Annotated in this window: 20 protein-coding genes and 1 tRNA gene; 6 read left to right on the forward strand and 15 right to left on the reverse strand. The window is 61.2% G+C overall.

Features of this window, described 5'->3' with window-relative positions; all coding sequences use genetic code 11:
* Positions 1–135: 135 nt before the first annotated feature.
* The 3 genes from msrQ to AQS8620_RS15790 form a co-directional block, all read right to left on the reverse strand.
* On the reverse strand, positions 136–816 hold the full coding sequence (gene msrQ, locus AQS8620_RS15780; RefSeq protein ID WP_306345913.1) for a protein-methionine-sulfoxide reductase heme-binding subunit MsrQ: 681 nt from the start codon (positions 814–816) through the stop codon (positions 136–138).
* A 16-nt stretch (positions 817–832) separates the two neighbouring features.
* A complete protein-coding gene (msrP, locus tag AQS8620_RS15785) occupies positions 833–1,759 on the reverse strand; it encodes a protein-methionine-sulfoxide reductase catalytic subunit MsrP (protein WP_085837993.1) in 927 nt (308 codons plus the stop codon).
* A gap of 101 nt (positions 1,760–1,860) precedes the next feature.
* Complete coding sequence (locus AQS8620_RS15790; protein ID WP_085837994.1) at positions 1,861–3,360, reverse strand: FMN-binding glutamate synthase family protein; 1,500 nt, start codon at positions 3,358–3,360, stop codon at positions 1,861–1,863.
* A 305-nt stretch (positions 3,361–3,665) separates the two neighbouring features.
* On the opposite strand from AQS8620_RS15790, the gene AQS8620_RS15795 reads away from it, so the two are divergent.
* Positions 3,666–4,886 (forward strand): fasciclin domain-containing protein, encoded by a 1,221-nt coding sequence (locus tag AQS8620_RS15795; RefSeq protein ID WP_143267564.1) that lies wholly within the window; start codon positions 3,666–3,668, stop codon positions 4,884–4,886.
* 113 nt (positions 4,887–4,999) lie between these two features.
* Here AQS8620_RS15795 and clpB read toward each other — a convergent pair whose 3' ends face one another.
* Positions 5,000–7,630: an ATP-dependent chaperone ClpB gene (gene clpB / locus AQS8620_RS15800; RefSeq protein ID WP_085837996.1), complete on the reverse strand. Its 2,631-nt coding sequence runs from the start codon at positions 7,628–7,630 to the stop codon at positions 5,000–5,002.
* A 201-nt stretch (positions 7,631–7,831) separates the two neighbouring features.
* Between clpB and AQS8620_RS15805 the strand changes: the two genes are divergently transcribed.
* Both AQS8620_RS15805 and pyrF read left to right on the forward strand, forming a co-directional pair.
* A complete protein-coding gene (locus tag AQS8620_RS15805) occupies positions 7,832–8,119 on the forward strand; it encodes a hypothetical protein (RefSeq protein WP_085837997.1) in 288 nt (95 codons plus the stop codon).
* 85 nt (positions 8,120–8,204) lie between these two features.
* On the forward strand, positions 8,205–8,927 hold the full coding sequence (gene pyrF, locus AQS8620_RS15810; protein WP_085837998.1) for an orotidine-5'-phosphate decarboxylase: 723 nt from the start codon (positions 8,205–8,207) through the stop codon (positions 8,925–8,927).
* A gap of 103 nt (positions 8,928–9,030) precedes the next feature.
* Here the strand turns inward: pyrF and AQS8620_RS15815 are convergent, their stop codons facing one another.
* The gene (locus AQS8620_RS15815) at positions 9,031–9,276 is read right to left on the reverse strand and encodes a hypothetical protein (protein ID WP_085837999.1); all 246 of its coding nucleotides are present in this window, start codon (positions 9,274–9,276) and stop codon (positions 9,031–9,033) included.
* Between the two features lie 52 nt (positions 9,277–9,328).
* Complete coding sequence (locus AQS8620_RS15820; protein WP_085838000.1) at positions 9,329–9,766, reverse strand: NUDIX domain-containing protein; 438 nt, start codon at positions 9,764–9,766, stop codon at positions 9,329–9,331.
* Between the two features lie 87 nt (positions 9,767–9,853).
* Between AQS8620_RS15820 and AQS8620_RS15825 the strand changes: the two genes are divergently transcribed.
* Positions 9,854–11,107 carry a DNA polymerase IV gene (locus tag AQS8620_RS15825; protein WP_085838001.1) on the forward strand — a complete coding sequence of 418 codons (1,254 nt, stop codon included), beginning with the start codon at positions 9,854–9,856 and terminating at the stop codon, positions 11,105–11,107.
* A 4-nt stretch (positions 11,108–11,111) separates the two neighbouring features.
* Here AQS8620_RS15825 and AQS8620_RS15830 read toward each other — a convergent pair whose 3' ends face one another.
* Positions 11,112–11,972 (reverse strand): N-formylglutamate amidohydrolase, encoded by an 861-nt coding sequence (locus AQS8620_RS15830; RefSeq protein ID WP_085838002.1) that lies wholly within the window; start codon positions 11,970–11,972, stop codon positions 11,112–11,114.
* A 189-nt stretch (positions 11,973–12,161) separates the two neighbouring features.
* On the opposite strand from AQS8620_RS15830, the gene AQS8620_RS15835 reads away from it, so the two are divergent.
* Together AQS8620_RS15835 and ykgO are read left to right on the forward strand one after the other, a co-directional pair.
* Positions 12,162–12,236: transfer RNA gene (locus AQS8620_RS15835), tRNA-Val, on the forward strand.
* 90 nt (positions 12,237–12,326) lie between these two features.
* Positions 12,327–12,452 carry a type B 50S ribosomal protein L36 gene (gene ykgO, locus AQS8620_RS15840; protein WP_005850168.1) on the forward strand — a complete coding sequence of 42 codons (126 nt, stop codon included), beginning with the start codon at positions 12,327–12,329 and terminating at the stop codon, positions 12,450–12,452.
* A 93-nt stretch (positions 12,453–12,545) separates the two neighbouring features.
* Here ykgO and AQS8620_RS15845 read toward each other — a convergent pair whose 3' ends face one another.
* The 8 genes from AQS8620_RS15845 to purH form a co-directional block, all read right to left on the reverse strand.
* Positions 12,546–12,941 (reverse strand): DUF3775 domain-containing protein, encoded by a 396-nt coding sequence (locus AQS8620_RS15845; protein ID WP_085838003.1) that lies wholly within the window; start codon positions 12,939–12,941, stop codon positions 12,546–12,548.
* Between the two features lie 99 nt (positions 12,942–13,040).
* Positions 13,041–14,201 (reverse strand): DNA recombination protein RmuC, encoded by a 1,161-nt coding sequence (locus AQS8620_RS15850; RefSeq protein WP_085838004.1) that lies wholly within the window; start codon positions 14,199–14,201, stop codon positions 13,041–13,043.
* Positions 14,201–16,096, reverse strand: coding sequence for a DNA mismatch repair endonuclease MutL (gene mutL, locus AQS8620_RS15855; protein ID WP_234990521.1), 1,896 nt, complete (start codon positions 16,094–16,096; stop codon positions 14,201–14,203). Before mutL ends, AQS8620_RS15850 begins: the two co-directional genes overlap by 1 nt.
* A 103-nt stretch (positions 16,097–16,199) precedes the next feature.
* On the reverse strand, positions 16,200–17,621 hold the full coding sequence (locus AQS8620_RS15860) for a M16 family metallopeptidase (RefSeq protein WP_234990522.1): 1,422 nt from the start codon (positions 17,619–17,621) through the stop codon (positions 16,200–16,202).
* On the reverse strand, positions 17,618–19,012 hold the full coding sequence (locus AQS8620_RS15865; RefSeq protein ID WP_085838006.1) for a M16 family metallopeptidase: 1,395 nt from the start codon (positions 19,010–19,012) through the stop codon (positions 17,618–17,620). Before AQS8620_RS15865 ends, AQS8620_RS15860 begins: the two co-directional genes overlap by 4 nt.
* A 121-nt stretch (positions 19,013–19,133) precedes the next feature.
* Complete coding sequence (locus AQS8620_RS15870) at positions 19,134–19,634, reverse strand: DUF3035 domain-containing protein (RefSeq protein ID WP_085838007.1); 501 nt, start codon at positions 19,632–19,634, stop codon at positions 19,134–19,136.
* 58 nt (positions 19,635–19,692) lie between these two features.
* Positions 19,693–20,208 carry a signal peptidase II gene (lspA, locus tag AQS8620_RS15875; RefSeq protein WP_085838008.1) on the reverse strand — a complete coding sequence of 172 codons (516 nt, stop codon included), beginning with the start codon at positions 20,206–20,208 and terminating at the stop codon, positions 19,693–19,695.
* Positions 20,209–20,219: 11 nt separating this feature from the next.
* Positions 20,220–21,809 (reverse strand): bifunctional phosphoribosylaminoimidazolecarboxamide formyltransferase/IMP cyclohydrolase, encoded by a 1,590-nt coding sequence (gene purH / locus AQS8620_RS15880; RefSeq protein WP_085838009.1) that lies wholly within the window; start codon positions 21,807–21,809, stop codon positions 20,220–20,222.

The following is a 21,809-nucleotide window of genomic DNA, read 5'->3' on the forward strand; positions in this document are numbered from 1 at the left end:
CACCCCAAACGATAACAAAAACCACTTACCCACACCCCAAAGCGCAACTTTCGAAAAATCAAAACCAAACACACCAAATCACCCCCGAGTCACCAAAACAAAAATCACCAAATAAATCCAAAACAACGCAGCACATCACCCGGAACGACGCAAAGCGAGTCGCTTGATGCTGATGCGAGTCGCGAGCACGGCCAGCACGATGGCGAAATAGACCAGAGGTTCGACCTGCCAGCCTTTCACAAGGATGACGAAGTGCAATGCGCCCAGAACGGTGGCCGGATACGCCAGCCAGTGCAGTCTACGCCAGTTGCGCCCGAGCTTGCGGATCGACAGCGTGTTGGAGGTGAGCGCAAGCGGGACGAGCAGCGCGAAGGCAACCATGCCGATGATGATGTAGGGCCGCTTTACGAGATCCGCGAGGATCAGAGAGACATTGCGCACGTCAAGGAACAACCAGACATTAAGATGCAGGAAAATGAACCAGAACCCGATCAACCCGAGAGCGCGGCGATAGCGGATCAGGTTCACGCCGGTGTATTTGCGCAGCGGCGTCACGCAGAGCGTCGCGATAAGCACCTGCAGCCCGCGCAGGCCGATGGTGTGTTCAAGCTCCTTCACCGGATCGATCCCGAGGGTGCCGGTGACCGCCTGATAGAACAGCCACGCAGGGTAGATAAGCGCGAGTATGTAGAGCGGCCATGCAGGAACTTTGCGCAGCGCGCTGTTGATGCGGCGCGAGACAGGCTCGCGCGGGGGCGCGTTGGGGGTCATGGCAATGGCTTTCAGGTCTAAAGAAACGTCAAAAGGGCGGACCATTGGCCCGCCCCCACAATCAGAAGAATTTGGTGAGGTCCATTCCGGCATACATATCAGCGACCCAATCGCCGTAGCCGTTGAACATCAGTGTCTCTTGCGGCTTGGCAAAAACACCGCCGCCGATGCGGCGTTCCTGTGCCTGTGACCAGCGCGGGTGATTCACCGTCGGGTTCACATTGGAATAGAACCCGTATTCGCGGAAATTGGCGTCCTTCCACGTATTCACGGGTTCTTCGGCGGTAAGGTCGATCTTGACGATCGATTTGATCGATTTGAACCCGTATTTCCACGGCACCACGAGACGCAGCGGCGCGCCGTTCTGTTTGGGAAGGTCTTCGCCATACAGGCCCGTGGCCATCAGGGTGAGCGGATTCATTGCCTCATCCAGACGCAGCCCTTCGACATAGGGCCAGTCCAGAATGGCGCGGCGTTGGCCGGGCATTTCATCGGGTCGATAGAGCGTCTCAAAGCGCACATATTTTGCCGAGGGCTGCACCCCGACCTGTGCCAGAAGCTGGTTCAGCTCGAAGCCGTTCCACGGGATGACCATCGACCAGCCCTCGACGCAGCGAAACCGGTAGATCCGCTCGTCGATGTCCTTGCCACCGATCACATCCGCCAGATCATAGGTGCCGGGCTTATCGACCAACCCCCCGATCTCCACGGACCAGGGGTCGGTGGTGAGTTGGCCGGCATTGGCTGCGGGATCTTCCTTGCCGGTGCCAAATTCGTAGAAGTTGTTGTAATTGGTGATCTCTTCAAAGCTGTTGGGCTTTTCGGAGGTATCAAAGCCGTTAAAGCTGACATCCACCTTTTCCTGTGCAAAGGCCGGTGTCGCGGCCAGCAGGCCGGTTCCCGCAGCTGCCGCCATGATCTGGCGCCGATTGAGGTAAGCGGCACGCGGCGTGACCTCGGAATATTTCAGCTCGCTCTTGAAACGCATGTGCGGGTCTCCTCCTGTTGCCCGACATACAGTTCGGGCAGGTTCATGTAATGTTACGTCCCACCCTAGCTTTTGGTTCAATCAGAGCAAACGAAAGCCTCTCACTTCTGCGTTGGGCCGCTGTAACTAGGGAAAATCTTGTTGAAGGGGATGGAAATACCGTCCGCATTGATGATGCGCACGTGACGCCGCCGCATCATGCGGGGTTCGGCAACGCCCACCGAGTGCGCGATCATCTCGACCTCCTTGATCACGCTTTGCGCATAGGCCGCGACGCGTTTGTATTTTTCCTCCGGCACAAGGCCGCGTTGCAGATGGGGATCATGGGTGGTGATGCCCGTGGGACAGGTATTCTTGTTGCATTTGAGCGCCTGAATGCAGCCCAGCGAGAACATAAAGCCGCGCGCAGAGGTCACAAAATCCGCGCCAACACAAATGGCCCAAGCCACATCCGCCGGATTCACCAGCTTTGCGCCGGCAATGATCCGGATACGATCGTGCAGGCCGTGTTTGTCGCGCAGATCGACAATGCGCGGCAGCGCTTCACGGATTTGCATCCCCACAAGATCAATCAAGGGCATGGGCGCGGCCCCTGTACCGCCCTCCCCGCCGTCGATGGTGATAAAGTCCGGCGCGCTTTCAAAGCCACGCTCGACGATCAACTCGAAGAGCTCTTCCCAAGGATCGGCCGAGCCGACGACCATCTTGAACCCCACCGGTTTGCCCGTCACCGCGCGGATGTGGCCGATGAAATCCAACAGGTCGCCGAAATCATCGACACCCGCGTGGCGATTGGGGGAAATCCCGTCTTCCCCCGGACGCAGGCCCCGGATCTGGGCAATTTCCGGCGTGATCTTGGCCGCCGGAAGGATGCCCCCTTTGCCCGGCTTTGCCCCTTGGCTCAGCTTGATCTCGAACATACGGACGTTTTCATGGGCGGCCATCGCCGCCAAGAGACCGTCGTCCAGATTCCCCTCAGCATCGCGAATCCCGAATTTGGCAGTGCCGATCTGATAGACAAGGTCGCAACCCGACGAGAGGTGAAAGGGCGACATGCCGCCTTCGCCCGTGTTCATCCAGATGCCTGCCTCTTTCGCACCACGCGCCAGCGCCTCGACCGCAGGTTTGGAAATCGCGCCAAAGGACATGCCGGAAATGTTGAAAATGGATTTGGCCACATAGGGCGTGCGACAGTCGGCACCGATCACCATCGGCTCGGTGTTTGCGAACTGGTCGTCGAGCGGCGGGAAGGCCGCGTTCACGAAAATCGGCGTGCCCGGCACCGTAAGGTTGCGCGTCGAGCCGAAGGCAACGGTGTTTCCCTCACCGCTCGAGGCGCGATAAATCCAGTCGCGCTGTGCCCTGTTGAACGGCATTTCCTCGCGATCCATCGCAAAGAAATACTGTCGAAAGAACTCGCCCAGCGCCGAAAACATATGCCGGAAGTGGCCGATCACCGGAAAATTGCGCAGCACCGCGTCATCCGTCTGGCGTTTGTCGAGCACGAAAAGCACGAGCGCCCCGAACGACAAGGTCCCCAGCGCCAGCACAAACACAAGCGCCAACACTTCGAGAACATGCGAGGTATAGGTCCAGAGCATTCAAGCCTCCTACTTTTCCACAGCTAAGCCTAATGCGTTGAAACACGGTTAACGCGGCTCGAACAACCAGAATCACCCCAAGACGGAGTCACGTCAGCGTTGCAGGAATTCATGCACAAGATGTGAAACCACCCACAACACTGCGCCCGGAATCCCGCTTCTGTTTCGCAAAACGCCCCTGCGCGTCCGGCTCCTGCCACAATGAGAGCAAAATTCTTGCACAAAGCCCGTCGCGCGGACATGGTTAACGCTCTTTCCTTTTCGGCGGCACCCCCGCCCCAGTTTCGTTTTGCAGGAGTTTTCGCGTGCCAACTGTTTTGAATGTCCTTGAAGCCGACCCCCAATATTCCATGCTGATGACGCTCGCCGATCGCGTGACGCGCGCCAGCGGCGTCGATATCGCCGCCGCGCTTTCTGCCAGCTACAGCGGTGATTTCACCCTTTTCGCTCCCACGAATGCGGCGCTGATGGCTTTTGCTGCACAGCTTGGCTACGATGGAAGCAACCCGAATGCTGCCGTGAACCACATTGTCCTTGTTGTGGCTCATATCGACGGGGAGGCCGGTCTGGTCGACCTGTTCGAAGGCCTTGCCACCGGCGGGCTTGTGACCTCCGATGCGCTGCCTGACAGCCTTGCGATGCTGGAGGGAACGGTCACGGCCGAGGCTGGCGTGCTGTCGGACGGGTCAGCCCTGACCCAAGACGCAACCATCGTTCAGGCGGATGTTGCCGCCGACAACGGGATGATCCAGGGCGTCGATAGCCTGCTGACCACCTTCAACACCGTGCTGAACACCCTCGATGCGACCAACAAAGGTGACACGCTCGGCGGGACCGACGGCAACGACATGGCCTATCTTGGCCGTGGCGCGGACCAGATGGATGGCGGCGCGGGGGCGGATTTCATCTTTGGCGAAAGCGGCGCGGACAAATTGAGCGGCGGCGAGGGCGACGACTACCTCGATGGCGGATCGGGCGCGGATATCCTGCATGGGAACGCGGGCGATGACACCCTGTTTGGCAGCTCCGGCAATGACCTGATGTTTGGCGGTACGGGCGACGACATGCTCAATGGCCAAGCCGACAACGACCGCCTTTACGGGGGCTCGGGTAGTGACACGCTTTTGGGGGACAACGGCAACGATCGTCTCTACGGTGACGCGGGCGCCGACACCCTGTCGGGCGGCGCGGGCAAGGATATCCTTGAGGGCGGCACCGGAAATGACGTGCTCGACGGCGGCAAAGGCATGGATGTGCTGACCGGCGGCTCGGGCGCGGATATCTTTGTCTTTGGCGAATATTCCAACCTCGACACGCTCACGGATTTCAGCAATGGCGAAGACCGTCTGGATGTATCGGGTTGGGGCATCACCGGCTTTGGCGATCTCGATATCGCGCAGGTGGACAGTGACGCTGTCATCACCTTCCAATCCGGTGACGCCGTGACGGTGCAAGACCTCAATGCCGCGCTGTTGGATGAAACCGACTTTCTGTTCGCGGCGCCTGCCCTGGAGGTCATCCACTAAAACGCCCCGCGCGCGTCCACGACGCGCGCCGGCGCATCGCATGGCACAAAAAGGCCCCGCAGCGCGACACTGCGGGGCCTGTCTCAATCGCCGGTTTCACACCGCAGCGGGGATCAATGCACCACGGCGTCATCGGGTTTGGGACGATGGGTGCCGCCGGTGCGATCCCCGATCAACAACCCGTCCGCACCCGCCGTAACAGCCAAGACATCCCCGTCTTTGAGATCCCCCGCCAACAGCAGTTCGGCCAGCGGATCCTGGAGCGCACGCTGGATCACCCGTTTCAACGGACGCGCGCCAAACACCGGATCGTAGCCCTCGTTCCCAAGCCAGAGCTTCGCATCTGCGTCGAGCGACAGGGTGATGTCGCGCCGCGCCAGCCGCTTGGCAAGAAGCCCAAGCTGGATCTCCACGATCCCGCCCATGTCCTGACGTCCCAAACGGTCAAAGATGATCGTCTCATCCAGACGGTTGAGGAATTCGGGGCGGAAATGGGCCCGCACCGCATCCATCACGTGACGTTTGGCATCGGCACTGTCGCCGCCCTCGGGCAGTTGGCTCAAGGCCTGCGCGCCAAGGTTCGAGGTCAGAATGATCAGCGTCTGTTTGAAATCAACAGTCCGTCCCTGACCATCGGTCAGCACCCCGTCATCCAGCACCTGCAACAGCACGTTGAACACGTCGGGATGGGCTTTTTCCACCTCGTCGAACAGGACGACCTGATAGGGACGCCGCCGCACCGCTTCGGTCAAGACACCGCCCTCATCGTAACCGACATAGCCCGGAGGGGCACCGATCAGCCGCGAGACCGCGTGTTTTTCCATGAACTCGGACATGTCGATCCGCACCATCGCACTGTCGTCGTCAAACAGGAATTCCGCCACGGCTTTGGTCAGCTCGGTTTTGCCCACGCCCGTTGGCCCGAGGAACAGAAAGCTGCCCAGAGGTCGGTTTTCGTCGTTCAGCCCGGCGCGCGCGCGGCGCACGGCATTGGCGACGGCATGCACCGCCTGATTCTGGCCGATGACCCGCTTGTGCAGACCGTCTTCCATCCGCAACAGCTTGTCGCGCTCGCCTTCCAGCATTTTGGACGTTGGAATCCCCGTCCAGCGCTCGACAACCTGCGCGATCTGCTCGGGGCGCACCGCTTCCTCGACCATCATGCCCTCGGCATCGGCCATCGCCTCTTTTTCCTCGGCATCGGCCAGCTGTTTTTCAAGCTGCGGGATCACCCCGTAAGACAGCTCGCCCGCCTTGGCGAGGTTGCCCTCGCGCTTGGCGATTTCCAGATCGGCGCGCGCGCGGTCCAGATGCTCTTTCAGCTCGCGGCTTGCCTCCAGCTTGTCGCGCTCGGTCTGCCATTTCGCCGTCATCGCGGCGGAACGGTCCTGCAGATCGGCAAGCTCGGCTTCAAGTTTGACCAGACGCCCGCGCGAGGCATCGTCATCCTCTTTCGACAGGGCCATGGCTTCGATCTGCAATTGCAGGATCGAACGGTCAAGCGCGTCGAGTTCTTCGGGCTTGCTGTCCACTTCCATGCGCAGACGCGAGGCCGCCTCGTCCACAAGGTCAATCGCCTTGTCGGGCAGGAATCTGTCCGTGATGTAGCGGTGCGACAGGGTTGCCGCCGCCACCAGGGCGCTATCCGAAATCCGCACACCGTGGTGCATTTCGTATTTGTCCTTGATGCCGCGCAGAATCGACACGGTGTCCTCGACGGTGGGTTCTTCGACCACGATGGGCTGGAACCGCCGCGCAAGGGCTGCGTCTTTTTCCACGTATTTGCGGTACTCATCGAGCGTGGTCGCACCGATACAGTGCAACTCCCCACGCGCCAACGCCGGTTTGATCAGGTTGGCCGCATCCATCGCGCCATCCGATTTGCCCGCGCCCACAAGCGTGTGCATCTCGTCAATGAACAGCACGATTTCCCCCGCTGCCGACTCGATTTCCTTGAGGATCGATTTCAACCGTTCCTCAAATTCACCGCGATATTTCGCACCGGCAATCAGCGCGCCCATGTCGAGCGCCAGCAGGCGTTTGTTGCGCAAGGACTCAGGGACATCGCCGCTGATGATGCGCAGGGCCAAACCTTCGGCAATCGCGGTTTTCCCCACGCCCGGCTCCCCGATCAACACGGGATTGTTCTTGGTCCGGCGCGACAACACCTGCATGGCGCGGCGAATTTCTTCGTCGCGGCCAATGATAGGGTCGATTTTGCCCTGCTCGGCGGCTTCGGTCAGATCGCGGGCATATTTCTTCAAGGCCTCATAACCGTCTTCGGCAGAGGCACTGTCGGCGGTGCGGCCCTTGCGCAGATCATTGATCGCGGAATTCAACTTCATCGCGGTGATGCCACCTGCATCCAGCGCGTCCTTGGCTTTGGATTTCACCACAGCCAGGGCGGTCAGGATACGCTCGACGGGCACGAAACTATCGCCCGCTTTGGTCGCAATCTTTTCGGCCTCGTCGAGCACTTTGACGACAAGGTTGTCCATATAGACCTGCACACCGTCACCGGTGACCTGAGCGATCCGCTTCAGGTCGCCCTCGACTGCAGTGGTCACGATTTTCGCATCGCCCCCCGCGCGGGTGATCAAATTGGCCGCAAGACCTTCGCTGTCATCCAATAGTGCCTTCAGCAAATGTTCGGGCACCAGGCGTTGGTGATTCTCCCGCATCGCGATCGTCTGCGCGGCCTGAAGGAACCCGCGCGACCGCTCCGTGAACTTTTCCATGTTCATCGGTCGTCTCCTTTTCTTATGAGCACCCCATCTCTCGATGCCCGCTTCTTGCAGCGCATCAACGTTCGAGGCCTTGATTTGGAACATGGGAATTGGCGGCCACACAAACAAGTGACCAGAATGCCACGCGGGAACCTTTTTTAAAATCGCGGGTTGTGGATAAGTTGGAAGCATAAACCCGAGCAGTAAAAGAGGTCCCACATGCAACTCTATGGCGCAGAAGTCAGCGGTCTCACCTACAACGCCGCAACCCAAGCCTTTGAGGCCCTCGTCGTGTTCCACGAGAACGCAGACAAGGTGTCCTATCCCACCGAACTCCAGGCCCCGATCAATGCGGATTTCGACAGTATCGCCCGTGGTCTTGTGCTGCGCGCGCGGATGCGTCGCGCCCGCTCGAACGGTACCGGCGATCATGACTGCATCTCCCGCCTGCACAGCGCTGCGGTAGCGGCAGCATCGCAAGGCCAGATGAACCCGCACGCCGCCTGAGCGGCGCAGCTATCGCGCCTCCAGAGCTTGACCTGCGGGGCGCAGGTCGCCAAGACAGGGCAAATCCCGCCAAGGAGTTGCCCCAATGTCTGATTTGTCCCCGACTGCTGCCCACGATCTCGACAAGCTGATCGTCGCCCTCGACGTGCCAAATGCCCTTGAAGGGCTGGAGTTGGCCCAAAAGATCGGCAATGCCGCAAGCTTTTACAAAATCGGCCTCGGGATGCTGACCGGTGGCGGTCTGGCTCTGGCCAACGAGCTCAAACAAGAGCACGGCAAGCGCATTTTTCTGGACATGAAATTCTTCGACATCGGCGCGACGGTGGAAAAAGCCGTGCGCGGTATCGCGCAATATGACCTCGACTTTCTCACCGTTCACGGCGACCCCTATGTGGTGAAAGCCGCCAAGGAAGGCGCGGGTGGCAAGGACCTGAAAATTCTCGCCGTTACCATTCTGACCTCACTGGACCGCAACGATCTGGACGGCGCGCTTGTCAAAGAGGGCGACATCCGCGATCTCGTGCAGGAGCGCGCAGGGCGTGCCCTCGCCGCAGGTGCCGATGGTGTGATCGCCTCTCCCCAGGAAGCCGCGCTGATCCGCGCCCTGCCCGAAGCGCGCGGCAAGCTGATCGTCACCCCCGGCGTGCGCCCGAGCGGCAGCGATGCAGGGGACCAAAAGCGCATCGCGACTCCTGCCACGGCAATCAAGGACGGTGCGGATCACATCGTTGTCGGGCGTCCGATCTGGCAAGCAGACAACCCCCGCGCTGCCGCCATCGCGATCCAGAAAGAAATCGTACAAGGCTGATCCCCGCCACCATCCCAGACGCAAAAGGCGCCCCTGGCGGGGCGCCTTTGTTATGTCTGAACGCGGCGCGCCTGCGTTACTGAGCTGCGTTATTGGGCCTGCGTTACTGGGCAGGTGCTGCCTCTGGCGCGGCGGGGGCCTCGTTGGTGATCGACACATCGGGCGACGGTGTGGGCGCGTCGTTGTTGTTGATCGTCACCGAGCCGCCATCAGAGGCGGGCATGCTGATACCGGAATCGTTGCCTACCAAAAGGTAGACCACCACACCAAGCACGACGACAACCGCGCCGAGAATAAAGTACAAACCGCCATTGCTGCGGCCTTCGCGAACATAAGTTTCATTGGCCATGGGATGCTCCTAGCTCTCAGGTCATTTGGCGATACAACGCGCCTGCGCTTCCTCAGGTTCCCCCTGTCTTGCGCCTGTCTTGCGCCAGACACATCTTGAGGCGTGCAACCTGCGACGGGATCGCTTTGGGATGCGCAAGAAACGCGGCCACCGGCATATGCTGCCAGCGTTGGCCCTCTTCCCCCAGTCGCACGGCGCGCAGGTCAAGATCATCCCACCGCGCGCCAAAGAAATGCACGCGCGCTGCAGACCCGCCCGCGCCGTCGCTTTCCACGTGAAACATCACCCGCGCCGGATCAAGCACCAGCCCGAGTTCTTCGTGCAATTCGCGCAACGCCGTTGCCAGCGGCGTTTCAAGACCCTCGCGCCCCCCGCCGGGCAAATCCCAAAACCCGGGCCAAGGGATGTCACGCCGCAGATCGCGTTCGATCACCAGCACGCCCCCACGCACCAGAACGGCGATCTTTGCCCCGTCAAAAGGTTCGTCCATCTCGCCACTCCCCGATTTCGCGGTGTTGCGCGCCCGCAAACACGATATACTGCCGCCATTCCCCGCACCACAACCACAGGCACCGTCATGCCCTCCCTCTGCCGCGATTGCCTGACACGTTTCCAGACCGGCCCCCGCTGCCCTGCCTGCGGCCGTCCCCGCATCCTGACGCATGACGAACTCGACACGCTGACCATCGCCCATATGGATTGCGATGCGTTTTACGCCAGCGTCGAGAAACGCGACAATCGGGCATTGCGCGACAAGCCGGTGATCATCGGTGGCGGGCGGCGCGGCGTGGTCTCCACCGCCTGCTACATCGCGCGCATCCGCGGCGTGCGCTCGGCAATGCCAATGTATCAGGCCCTCAAACTCTGCCCCGAGGCGGTGGTCGTAAAAGGCCGCATGGAGGTCTACGCCGAAGTCTCGCGCCAGGTCCGCGCCCTGATGGACGAGCTGACGCCGCTGGTCGAACCTCTGTCGCTCGACGAGGCCTTCATGGATCTTGGCGGGACGGCGAAACTGCACGGCGCACCGCCTGCGGTCATGTTGGCGCGCCTGGTCAAGCGGATGCAGGACGAAATCGGCATTTCCGGCTCCATCGGCCTCAGCCACAACAAGTTTCTCGCAAAAATTGCCTCCGACCTCGACAAGCCACGCGGATTTTCGATCATCGGCAAGGCCGAGACCGCGCGCTTTCTGGCAGGCAAGCCCGTGCGGCTGATTTGGGGCGTCGGACAGGCGATGCAAACCTCGCTCGACAAAGCGGGTATCCGCAGCTTCGACGATCTTCTGCGCTGGGAAAAAACGGACCTGATCGCGCGCTTTGGCAGCATGGGCGAGCGTCTGTATCACCTTGCGCGCGGCGAGGATTTTCGCCGCATCAGCGCGCGCGAAAGCGTCAAAAGCATTTCCAAAGAGACCACTTTTTCCGAGGACACGGCCGATCCCGACCAATTGGACGGGCATCTTTGGCGGCTGTCCGAACAAGTATCGGATCGCGCCAAAGCCAAAGGACTGGCAGGGCGCACCGTGACCCTCAAACTCAAACGGGCCGATTTTTCGCTGATCTCGCGCCGGCATGCCTTGGGAGATCCGACGCAAATGGCAGACCGCATTTACCGGACCGCGCATGACCTCTTGGTGGCGACCGGGAAAGGGGGCCCCTACCGGCTGATCGGTGTGGGCATCAGCGACCTTGCCAGCGCCGATCTTGCGGACCGCTCGGGTGATCTTCTGGATCCTGACGCGGGCAAACGCGCCGCAGCCGAACGCGCTGCCGACGCGATTCGCAAGAAATTCGGCAAAGATGCGATCCTCAAAGGCCGCGCCCTGCGCTGACGCGCTATTCTGCCGCTAGGGGCAGCGCCTCACCGCCATAGCGTGCGATCTGCGCGCTGGCCTGCATCAAGGCCGCTTTGACCTCGACAAACTCCGGCTTGGGTTCAATCCGCCGCTCGTCCATGTAGAGAGAGCGGTCGATTTCGATCTGCACCGCGTGCTGCCCAAGCGAGGGGCGCCCGTAATGATGCGCCGTATAGGCCCCCGCGAAAGGCGTGTTGCGCGCGACCTGAAAGCCCGCGCGCTGAAACGCGGTTTCGACCATCTCCACCACATCGCGCGAGGCCGCCGCACCAAAGCGGTCCCCGATCACGATCTCGGGTCTGCGGCCCGACGCGGCACGCACACCTGCCACCGCTTCACGCGGCATCGAATGACAGTCCACCAACAGCACCTCCCCGTAGAGGTCGCGGGTCTCGCGCAGCAGCTGCACCAGCGTGCGATGGTAGGGATGCCAGACCGCCGCCAACCGCGCGCGCGCGTGTTCCAGCGGCATCTTTTGCGGGTAAATCGCCCGCCCCCCCGCGACCACGCGCGGAATCACCCCAAGGCCCGAGTTGATGCGCGGGTTCAACGAGGGGCGCGCCAATCCGGTGATCAAGGCAGGGTCCAGTTCTTCGGGGCCACGGTTGAGATCAACGAAGGCCCGCGGATATAGCGCCGCCAGCAAAGGCGCGCCCAAAGCGGTGACATCGCCAAACAAGCGATCAACAAAAGCGTCTTCAGAGGAGCGCAATACATGGGGATCAAGCTGGGACGCCCCCAGAAACTCCGGCGTGTAGTCGCAACCGCTGTGCGGCGAGCAAAACACAACAGCGCTTGTGCGAACGCGCGGCCGTGTGAGACGATAAGGCGCCTTGGTCATCCGGTTTCCTCTTTTGAGGGACTATAGCATTGCAAATAGATGCCAAAAGCCCTTGATCAATGCGCCGACTCCTTTTATACGCCTGCGAACCGAAGCGGCTATGCCCGTGTTTCTGACAGAGTGTTCAAGGATAACCTCCTGAAAGCGCTTGACGAATGAGGCACAAATGGCGGATACGCAGCGGCGGATGGGTGTATAGCTCAGTGGTAGAGCACTTCGTTGACATCGAAGGGGTCACAAGTTCGAACCTTGTTACGCCCACCATCCACCGCCTTTTTGCAAGCCCTTGCGGGTTTTCACGAAGGCACAGGTTTTGAAATGGCGCGCGCAGCGCCGCGATGAAGGAGAAGGCCGATGAAAGTCCGCAATTCACTCCGCTCGCTGAAGAACCGGCACCGCGATTGCCGCGTCGTGCGCCGTAAAGGCCGCGTCTACGTGATCAACAAGACGCAGCGCCGTTTTAAGGCACGTCAGGGTTAATCCCGGACTGCCTTTCGCCTCAGCAGCGATATAAAAAAGCCCGTTGGATTTATTTCCAACGGGTTTTTTCGTGTCAAACGGGGTCAAACGGCCTTAGCGGTAGAGTTCGTCCTCTTCTTCCTCGGGATCGATCCCGAGCAGGTTCAAACCCTCTTCCAGATAATCGGCCAAAAGCGGAATCCCGAGCAGGTAATCCTCGGTCGGCGTGTCGCCCGATTCGCCCTTGGCGGTCTCCACCGCCTCGTCCCAGTCATCGGTGGTGAAGGTATCGCGACCGATCCACATGATCGCGACCAGTTCCGCCTTTTCGTCATCGTTGAGGGAGGTCATGAATTCGCGCAATTCCTGATCGGTCGCATCGGTCGCGCGCGCCTCCAGAATCGCATCCGATTCCATCGCATCGCCGGGTTCATCCCAACGACCGACTTTCACGTCGATTTCGCGGGCCCGCACGATGACATGGGCCACGATGCTCGGTGAGATTTCCATCCGGTGTTCCTTTCGCAAATGCGTCTGTCAAATCCTGACGCAGAGCCACCCTGCGTCACTATGATTTGGGTCAAACGCACCGCCGCGCTCGGATGTTCCCTAGTCCGGGCGGCTCACTTGCATCACGCTTTCGGCACCTTTGGGCGGATCGGCGGCGAGCTCCTCGAAATCGAACTGGTCAAGGCGTCGCGCGCGCCGCCCCGCCTTATCCGCGGAGGTTTTGATTTCCTCGATATCGCGGGCCGCTTGCCCGAAATGGCGGTCCAGATTTTCCACCCGTACCCCCAGCCGTTCGACATCGCCGTTAAGCAGCGCCAGTTCTTTGCGAATCGCGCCTGCCTGTTCGCGCATCCGCGCATCCTTCAACACCGCGCGCATCGTGTTCAGCGTCGCCATGCAGGTGGTCGGCGACACGATCCAGACCCGCCGGTCAAAGCCTTCGCGCACGACTTCGGGGAAATTCGCGTGGATTTCGGCATAGACCGCCTCGGACGGCAAAAACATCAGCGCGCCCTCGGCTGTCTCCCCCTCAAGGATGTATTTATCTGCAATGGCTTTGATATGTGCGCGCACAGAGGCCCGCATGAATTTGGCCGCCTCGCTCACCTCCCATTGGGTTTTCGCCCGTCGAAGTGCCTCATAGGCCTCCAGCGGGAACTTGGCATCGACCACGATCGGACCCGGAGGATTGGGCAGGTGGATCAGGCAATCCGCGCGCCGGCCGTTCGACAGCGTGGCCTGCATCGTATAGCCATCCGAGGGCAAGGCCTTGGTCACGATGTCATGCAACTGGATTTCCCCAAAGGCGCCCCGTGCCTGTTTGTTTGACAGGATATCCTGCAAAGACAGAACATTGCCCGACAGCTTTTCGATATTGGCCTGCGCCTTGTCGATGGCAACCAAGCGTTGCTGCAAGTCCCCCAAGGATTGCGCCGTGCGCCGCGCCGAACCGTTGAGGTTTTCGGTCATCGCGAGGCCAACATCGGCCAGACGCCGTTCCATCAGCTTTAGCATATTTGCCTGCGCGGCGGACTGCGCTTCGGACACGTGATTCAACCCGCCCGCAAGCTGGTGTTGCCCGTCTGACAGATGCTGCACCCGTTGACCGAGAGTGGCCATCTCGCGCGCAATCGGCAGGACGGCGCGCGCCGCCTCACTGGTGCGCCGCAAAAGCACACCCATCAGAATCAGGACCAATAGGGCAATGAGGCCGCCCGCCAGCCCCGCAATCACCAGCGGATCGGCCAGATCAACCTGCATCAGGTGCGCCCGAACAAGCGTTCGATGTCAGATAATTTCAGCTCGACATAGGTCGGACGGCCATGGTTGCACTGGCCCGAATGCGGCGTGGCCTCCATTTCGCGCAGCAGCGCGTTCATCTCGTCGGCGCGCATCTGGCGGCCCGATCGGATCGAACCGTGACAGGCCACGCGGCTCAACACTGCCTCGATCCGCGCTTGAACGGTCGAGCTGTCACCAAGATCAGACAGCTCGTCCAGAATATCGCGGATCATCCGTTTCGCATCGACGCGCCCCAACACCGCAGGGGTTTCACGCACCGCAATCGCACCACCGCCAAAGGGCTCGATCCCCAGACCGAGCGTGGCCAGATCTTCGGCAATATCAAGCAGGCAAGCACAGTCATTGTCGCTGAGTTCAACGATTTCGGGAATCAGCAGCGCCTGCGAGGCCACGCCGTTTTGCGCCATCTGTTTCTTGAGCTTTTCATAGACCAACCGCTCGTGCGCGGCGTGCTGGTCCACAACCACAATGCCGCGCGCGGTCTGTGCGATGATGTAGTTTTCATGCACCTGCGCGCGCGCCGCGCCCAAGGGAAGATCGCTGTCAGGGGTGTCGAACGGGGTCGGCTCAACCCGCGCGGAGGCGGCCATCTGGCTGAACCCCGCTTCGGCAAAGCCGCGCGGGCTGTCACGCTCGGGGGCCTGCGACAGATAGCCCGCAGCGCGCGCCTCCTCGCTGGGACGCTCGGGCGTATAGCTGGCAAAGCTGCGCTCGAATCCCGTGGCGGGCGCCTGATAGCGATGCGGCGGGGCAGTGTCAGCGGCACCTGGTTCGGGGCGAAACGCCCCCAGGGTCGCTTGGGCCACCGTTGTCGAGGCGCGGTGCCCCGCCTCCGCCAGAGCGTGGCGCAGACCCGACACGATCAAGCCGCGCGCCATGGACGGGTCGCGAAAGCGCACCTCGGATTTTGCGGGATGGACGTTCACATCCACCAGATGCGGATCGCAATCGATGAACAGGCAGGCGGCGGGGTGACGGTCGCGGCTGAGGTAGTCGAAATAGGCGGCACGCAAGGCCCCGATCAGCACCTTGTCCTTCACCGGGCGCCCGTTCACGAAAAGATATTGCGCCACAGCAGAGCCGCGCGAATAGGTCGGCAACGCGGCATAACCCGTCAGGTGCAGCCCCTCGCGCTCGGCATCGATCGCAATGGCATTTTCCGCAAATTCGCGCCCCAACACGCAGGTCAGCCGCCCGTGCAGCGCGTCGAACATGTCGCCGCTTTCCGGCTCGGCGCGAAACAGCACACGCCCTTCGCCGCCGCCCGTGACATCGCGCAATGTGAAGCCGACAAAAGGTTCGGCCATCGCAAGTTTGCGCACCACCTCGCCAATCGCCTGCGCTTCGGCGCGGTCGGTGCGCAGGAATTTCAGCCGTGCGGGCGTGGCGAAAAACAGATCGCGCAGCTCGACCACGGTGCCGCCAGACAGGGCCGCAGGGCGCACCGGCTCGGCGTGGCCACCGCTGACGCTGAGCACACAGCCCTCGCCGCCTTCAACACGGCTGGTGATGGACAACCGCCCCACCGCCCCGAGCGAGGGCAGCGCCTCGCCGCGAAACCCGAAGGTGTGAATGTCGAGCAGATCGGAGCCGTCGATTTTTGACGTGGCATGACGCGACAGCGCCAGCGGAAGATCGTCAGCCGTCATACCGCAGCCGTCATCGGTGATCCGGATCAGGCTTTTGCCACCATCAGCGTAGGCGATTTCGATGCGGCGCGCGCCCGCATCGACGGCGTTTTCGACCAGTTCCTTTACCGCAGAGGCCGGACGTTCGACCACTTCACCCGCCGCGATACGGTTGATGGCACCTTCGTCGAGTTGACGGATCACAGGGCGCTCAACAGCACCCATCTTGGGGGTCACGGAATTCATGCCACTAGACGTAGCACGCCTCGCGGGATTTCTAAACCGATTCTGCGGCGCGAATTGTTCAAATCCGCGCCACTGCGCAGCGCTACTCTGTCGCGGATTCGGGCAGGGTTTGCGTGGGTGGATTGGTAAGATCGTTTTGATCCAGGGGCTGCAATCCGGGTGCGGGGTCCGGCGTTGCGGTGACCTCCTCGCCCTCGACGCCCAGCGGGTCCCCGACCACGACAACATGCAGCGCCTCGGGGTCATACAACCGCTTTGCCATCGCATTTGCCTGCTCCAGCGTCACCGCCTCGACCATCGCATTGCGGTCTTGCACATATTCCGGCCCAAGCCCGATCATCTGCATGCCAACCATAATTTTGGCAATCGGCGCGTTGCCATCAAAGCGCAGCGCATAGGCACCGGTCAGATAGGTTTTGGCCGCGTCGAGTTCCTCTTGGGTGATCCCGGTTTGCGCCATCTCGGCCCATTCCTGACGCACCACCGCAAGCGCTTCGCCCATTTTGTCATTGGCCGATGCGAATTGACCCAAGATCAGTTCGGAATAATCAGAGGGCAGCAAATAGGTGCCGATTCCATAGGTCAGACCCCGCTTTTCGCGCACTTCGCTCATCAATCGCGCCTCGCGCCCCCCGCCGAAAATCTCGTTGACGATATAGGCAACCACGTAGTCGGGATCGTTGCGGCGGATGCCTTCATGGCCAAAAACGGCGATGCTTTGGGGGGTGTCAAAGGGCACAATCGTTGTGCCCCCCGCAAGCTGGTAGGTCGCGTGATCGGGCAAAGGCGCCCCCACTTCGGGCAGGCCCGCAAAGAGACGATCCACCAGCGCGGACACTTCGGCGGCACTGATATCGCCCACCGCCGACACGTAAAGCCGGTCACGGGTCAAAATACGGTCGCGCGTGGTGAACATGTCGTCGCGCGTCAACCCCTCGACCGACACCGGCGTTCCATCCAGCGACGTGGCATAGGGGTGACCGGCAAAGGCCAGCCGATCAAAGGTCTGGATGGCGATATCGCCCGGATCAGTCGCCTCGGAGGCTATGATGGATTGCACCTGCCCTTTGACGCGTTCCACAGCATCTTCGTCAAAACGGGTTTCCATCAGCGCAGTGCGCAACAGATCGACCGCTTGCGTGCGATTTTCCGTCAAAAACTTGGCCGAAATGGCAACGCCGTCATCATAGGCATCGAATTTATAGGAGGCCGCCAGCGCTTCGCGGGCCTTGGCAAAGCCCTGCGCATCCATGTCGCCCGCGCCCTCTTCGATGAGCGCCATCATCAGGTTGACCTCACCGCGCTTGCCCGGACGGTCCAGCACCGCACCGCCCTTGAAGCGGATTTCGAGTGCGGTAAAGGGGATCGAATGCTCTTCGACCAGCCAGACGTTGATCCCGCCGGGCGTCTTGAGGGTCTGGATATCGACAGCCGCGCGCGCCGTCGGGGCGAATGCGACACAGGACAAAGCGCTGGCAACAACCAGCATCAAAACGCGGATCATTGCATCGCCTCCCCGGTGACTTCGCTTGGTAGGGTGATCGGCCCGCGCGCAGCACCCGTTTCGGGATCGGGCAAAAGCCAGCCGTTAACGGCCTTGCGCTCGTCAAAAATCAGACGCGCGGCCTCCATCACCTGATCGGCGGTGGTGGCGTCCAGAATGTCGGGCCAAGCGGCGACATCGGCAAGCGTCAACCCGCTGGTCAATTCCGCCCCGTAGCGGCGCGCAACCGATTGAATGTCGTCTTCCTCGTAGATCCGCGCCGCGCGCATCTGCATCTTGAGGCGGGCAAAATCCTCGTCATTGATGCCCTCAGCGAGGAACTCGGCGATCGCGGCGTCGAGCGCCGCTTCGGCCTCTGCTTGGGATGTGCCCGGCGTGGGCATCATCACCAAGCCAAAGGTCGAAGGATCAAGCGCCACATCGTCGTAAAACGCCGATGCGTAAATTGCCACGCGGTCGCGAAATTGCAGTTTTGATCCCAGTACCGACGTTGCCCCTTCGCCGCCCAAAAGCGATGCCAGCAAGGCCAACGCCGCAGGTGTTTCCTGCGCGCCGGGATTTCGTTCGGGCGCAAGGTAGGTGCGGATCAGATAGGGCTGTGACACGCGCGGATCGGAAAATTCCAACCGCCGTTCGGACAATTGCGGCGGCTCGGAAGGGCGCACACGTTCGGCAAGCCCTTCGGTCGGGGCAAGCGGGCCGAAATGTTCTTCGGCCAGCGCTTTGACATCCTCGGGCCGCACGTCCCCCGCCACGATCAAAATCGCATTATTGGGCGCGTAGTATTTGGCGTAAAAATCAAAGGCATCATCGCGGCTGAGGGCTTCGACCTCATGGCGCCAGCCGATGATCGGGATGCCATAGGGGTGATTGAGGTACTGCGCCGCGCTGCGCTGCTCGGAAAACAAGGCCCCCGGATCGCTATCGGTGCGCTGGTTGCGTTCCTCCAGAACCACCTCGCGTTCGGTGGCAACATCCTCTTGGCTCATTTGCAAATCGCGCATCCGGTCGGCTTCCATCTCGATCATGATGGGCAAACGGTCTGCGGCGACACGTTGGAAATAAGCGGTGTAGTCCCATGAGGTAAAGGCATTATCCGAACCGCCGTTTTGCGTCACGGTCGCCGATAATTCCCCCGCCGCCAGATCATCGGTCCCTTTGAACATCAGATGTTCAAGGAAATGCGCGATGCCGGATTTCCCCCAGGGCTCGTCAGCGGCTCCGACTTTGTACCAGACCATATTGACGACGACAGGGGCGCGATGATCCTCAAGGACGACCACCTCCATCCCGTTCTCAAGCGTGAAGGTCGTGGGCGTGGCCGCCTGCGCTGCAGAGAGCGAAAGTCCGGCGGACAGAACGAGCGAAGCAAGGCGTGTGAGGGTGCGCATGGGAGTCCTGTCTAATTCCAATGCACAACTCTTACCCTATGTGCGCACAGTGGCAACATCGGGTCGCACCGCACCGACATCAAAGTGATCGGGCGTGACAGGCGAACGGGCCGGATCGGCCCTAGCGCGCGGGCGCCATCGGGGTGACGATGCCAAGCGCAGCAAGCCGTTCGCTTTCGTCCCAAGGATTGATCCCGTAGCGGCGATAGGCTTTTTCATATTGGTTGCGGGCAATCATCCGGCTGATGAAATTGCCATCGTGAAACCGGCGAAACCGCAGGTCCGCTGCTGCCAATTCGGCACGGATCGACGGGGTTATGCCATAGCGTCCGGTCTGCGCCAGCAGCGCCCCGTTGCCTGTCACCGGCGCTCCCCGACCGCCCAGGGCCGCGATCGCGTCGGCTTTGGGTGTCTGGTCCGCGCGGTTCGACCCACCCGGTGTCGGGACGGGCAAAGCAGCGTAATTGGCGGGTTCTTCCAATGGTTTGAACGGCACAATCGCGAAAGCATCCGGCCCCGCACTGCGCGTGGTCAGGTCCAGTTTCGGATCACCGGCACAGCCCGCAACGACGAGCAAAGCAGCGCACAGCACAAAAGACGTAGATTTTACACCTACTGACATCAACGTAACCCCCCAAGGTTTGTCTTGTCGTTCGGTTTACCGGATTGCGCGGGTAACGTCACGCACGGTTTTCAGGACGTGGCGGCTTGGCGCTGTCACCGCCGGATTTTCCGTTCGCGCCCGGCGCAAAGAGGATCAACCCCAAAGCCCCCGCAAAGATCGCGATATCGGCCACGTTAAAGCTGTAGGGATTGCGAAACCCGCAGCAGGAGGTGTTCAGAAAATCGGCCACCGCGCCATAGAGCAGGCGGTCGATCACATTGCCAAGCGCCCCCCCGACCAGAAAACCCGCGGCAATATGGGCAAACCTGCCCATTTTCTCGCGCCGCACCCAGAGCAACACCCAGATCGAAATCGCAAGCGCCAACAGGATCAAGATCCAGCGGGTGAGGTCTTGTTGGCCCGAAAACAGGCCAAAGTTGATGCCGGTGTTCCACGCCATGCGAAACACCAGAACGGGGGGAAGCACGTCGATCTCCCCCACCGAGGCCAAATTCATGCCATGCACCACGACCACTTTGGTCAGCTGGTCGAAGAAAAACACAACGAAAGCAGTCAAAGCCGTCAGGCGCATGGGATCATTCCTTAGTGGCGGAAGTGGCGCATGCCGGTGAACACCATCGCCAAACCCGCAGCATCCGCGGCATCGATCACCTCCTGATCGCGCATGGATCCGCCCGGCTGGATCACGCAAGTGGCGCCTGCCGCGGCCGCTTCAAGCAGACCATCCGCAAAGGGGAAGAACGCATCCGAAGCGACAGCCGACCCGATGGTCAGCGGCTGGGGCAGGCCCATGGCCTCGGCCATACGTTCGGCCTTTTTCGCGGCGATCAGCGCGCTGTCAATGCGGCTCATCTGGCCTGCGCCCACGCCCACGGTGGCCTGATCCTTGACATACACAATGGCGTTGGATTTGACGTGTTTGGCCACTTTCCACGCAAACAGCATGTCTTTCATCTGCTCGGGCGTGGGGGCTTTTTTCGTCACAACCTTGAGATCATCAAGACTGATGAAGCCCGCGTCCTTGTCCTGCACCAACAGGCCGCCCGCCACCTGACGCACGGTCAGCGACTTGGCCAGCACATCGGGCAAACCATCGGTGGTAAGCAGGCGCAGGTTCTTTTTCTTGGCGAAAATCGCGCGCGCCTCCTCCGATGCGCCGGGGGCGATGACGACTTCGGTGAAAATACCCGCCATTTCTTCGGCGGTTTCAGCGTCCAGCGGACGGTTCAGCGCCACAATCCCGCCAAAGGCCGACGTCCGGTCGCAATCGAAGGCCGATTTATAGGCCTCCAGCAGGGTCGCGCCCTTGGCGACACCGCAGGGGTTTGCGTGCTTGATGATGGCAACCGCCGCCGTTTCGGCAGGATCGAATTCCGCCACCAGTTCAAAGGCCGCATCGGTGTCGTTGATGTTGTTGTAGGACAGCTCCTTGCCCTGATGCTGCGTGGCAGTGGCCACACCGGGGCGCTTGGACCCATCGGTGTAAAAAGCCGCCGACTGGTGGGGGTTCTCGCCATAGCGCAGGGTTTGGGCCAGCTCGCCCGCAAAGGCACGGCGGCGCGGCGCGGCCTCGCCGATGGCCGCCGCCATCCAGTTGGACACAGCCGCGTCGTAAGCGGCTGTGCGCGCATAGGCAGTCTGGGCAAATTTCTGACGGAACGCATAGGAGGTCTGGCCATCATTGGCGTCGAGTTCGCCAAGCAGGGCTGCGTAATCCTCGACATCGACCACAGTGGTGACAAACCCGTGATTCTTGGCCGCAGCGCGGATCATCGCGGGGCCACCGATGTCGATATTCTCGATCATGTCGTCGTAATCGGCACCGCGCGCCAGCGCCGCTTCGAACGGGTAGAGATTTACCACCAGCAAGTCGATGCCGCCGATGCCGTGATCTTCCATCGCCTGCGTGTGCTCGGCGTTGTCACGCAGCGCCAGAAGGCCGCCGTGCACTTTGGGGTGCAGCGTTTTCACACGCCCGTCCATCATTTCGGGAAAGCCGGTCACATCGGCCACATCCTTGACGGTCAGGCCCGCCTCGCGCAGCGCCTTGGCAGAGCCGCCAGTGGACAGCAACTCGACACCACGCGCGGCCAGCGCTTGGCCCAGCTCGATCATGCCGGTTTTATCGGATACGGAAATCAGCGCGCGGCGCACAGGATAGAGGTCAGTCAT

The sequence above is a fragment of the Aquimixticola soesokkakensis genome (genome assembly GCF_900172375.1).
Lineage (GTDB): Bacteria > Pseudomonadota > Alphaproteobacteria > Rhodobacterales > Rhodobacteraceae > Aquimixticola > Aquimixticola soesokkakensis.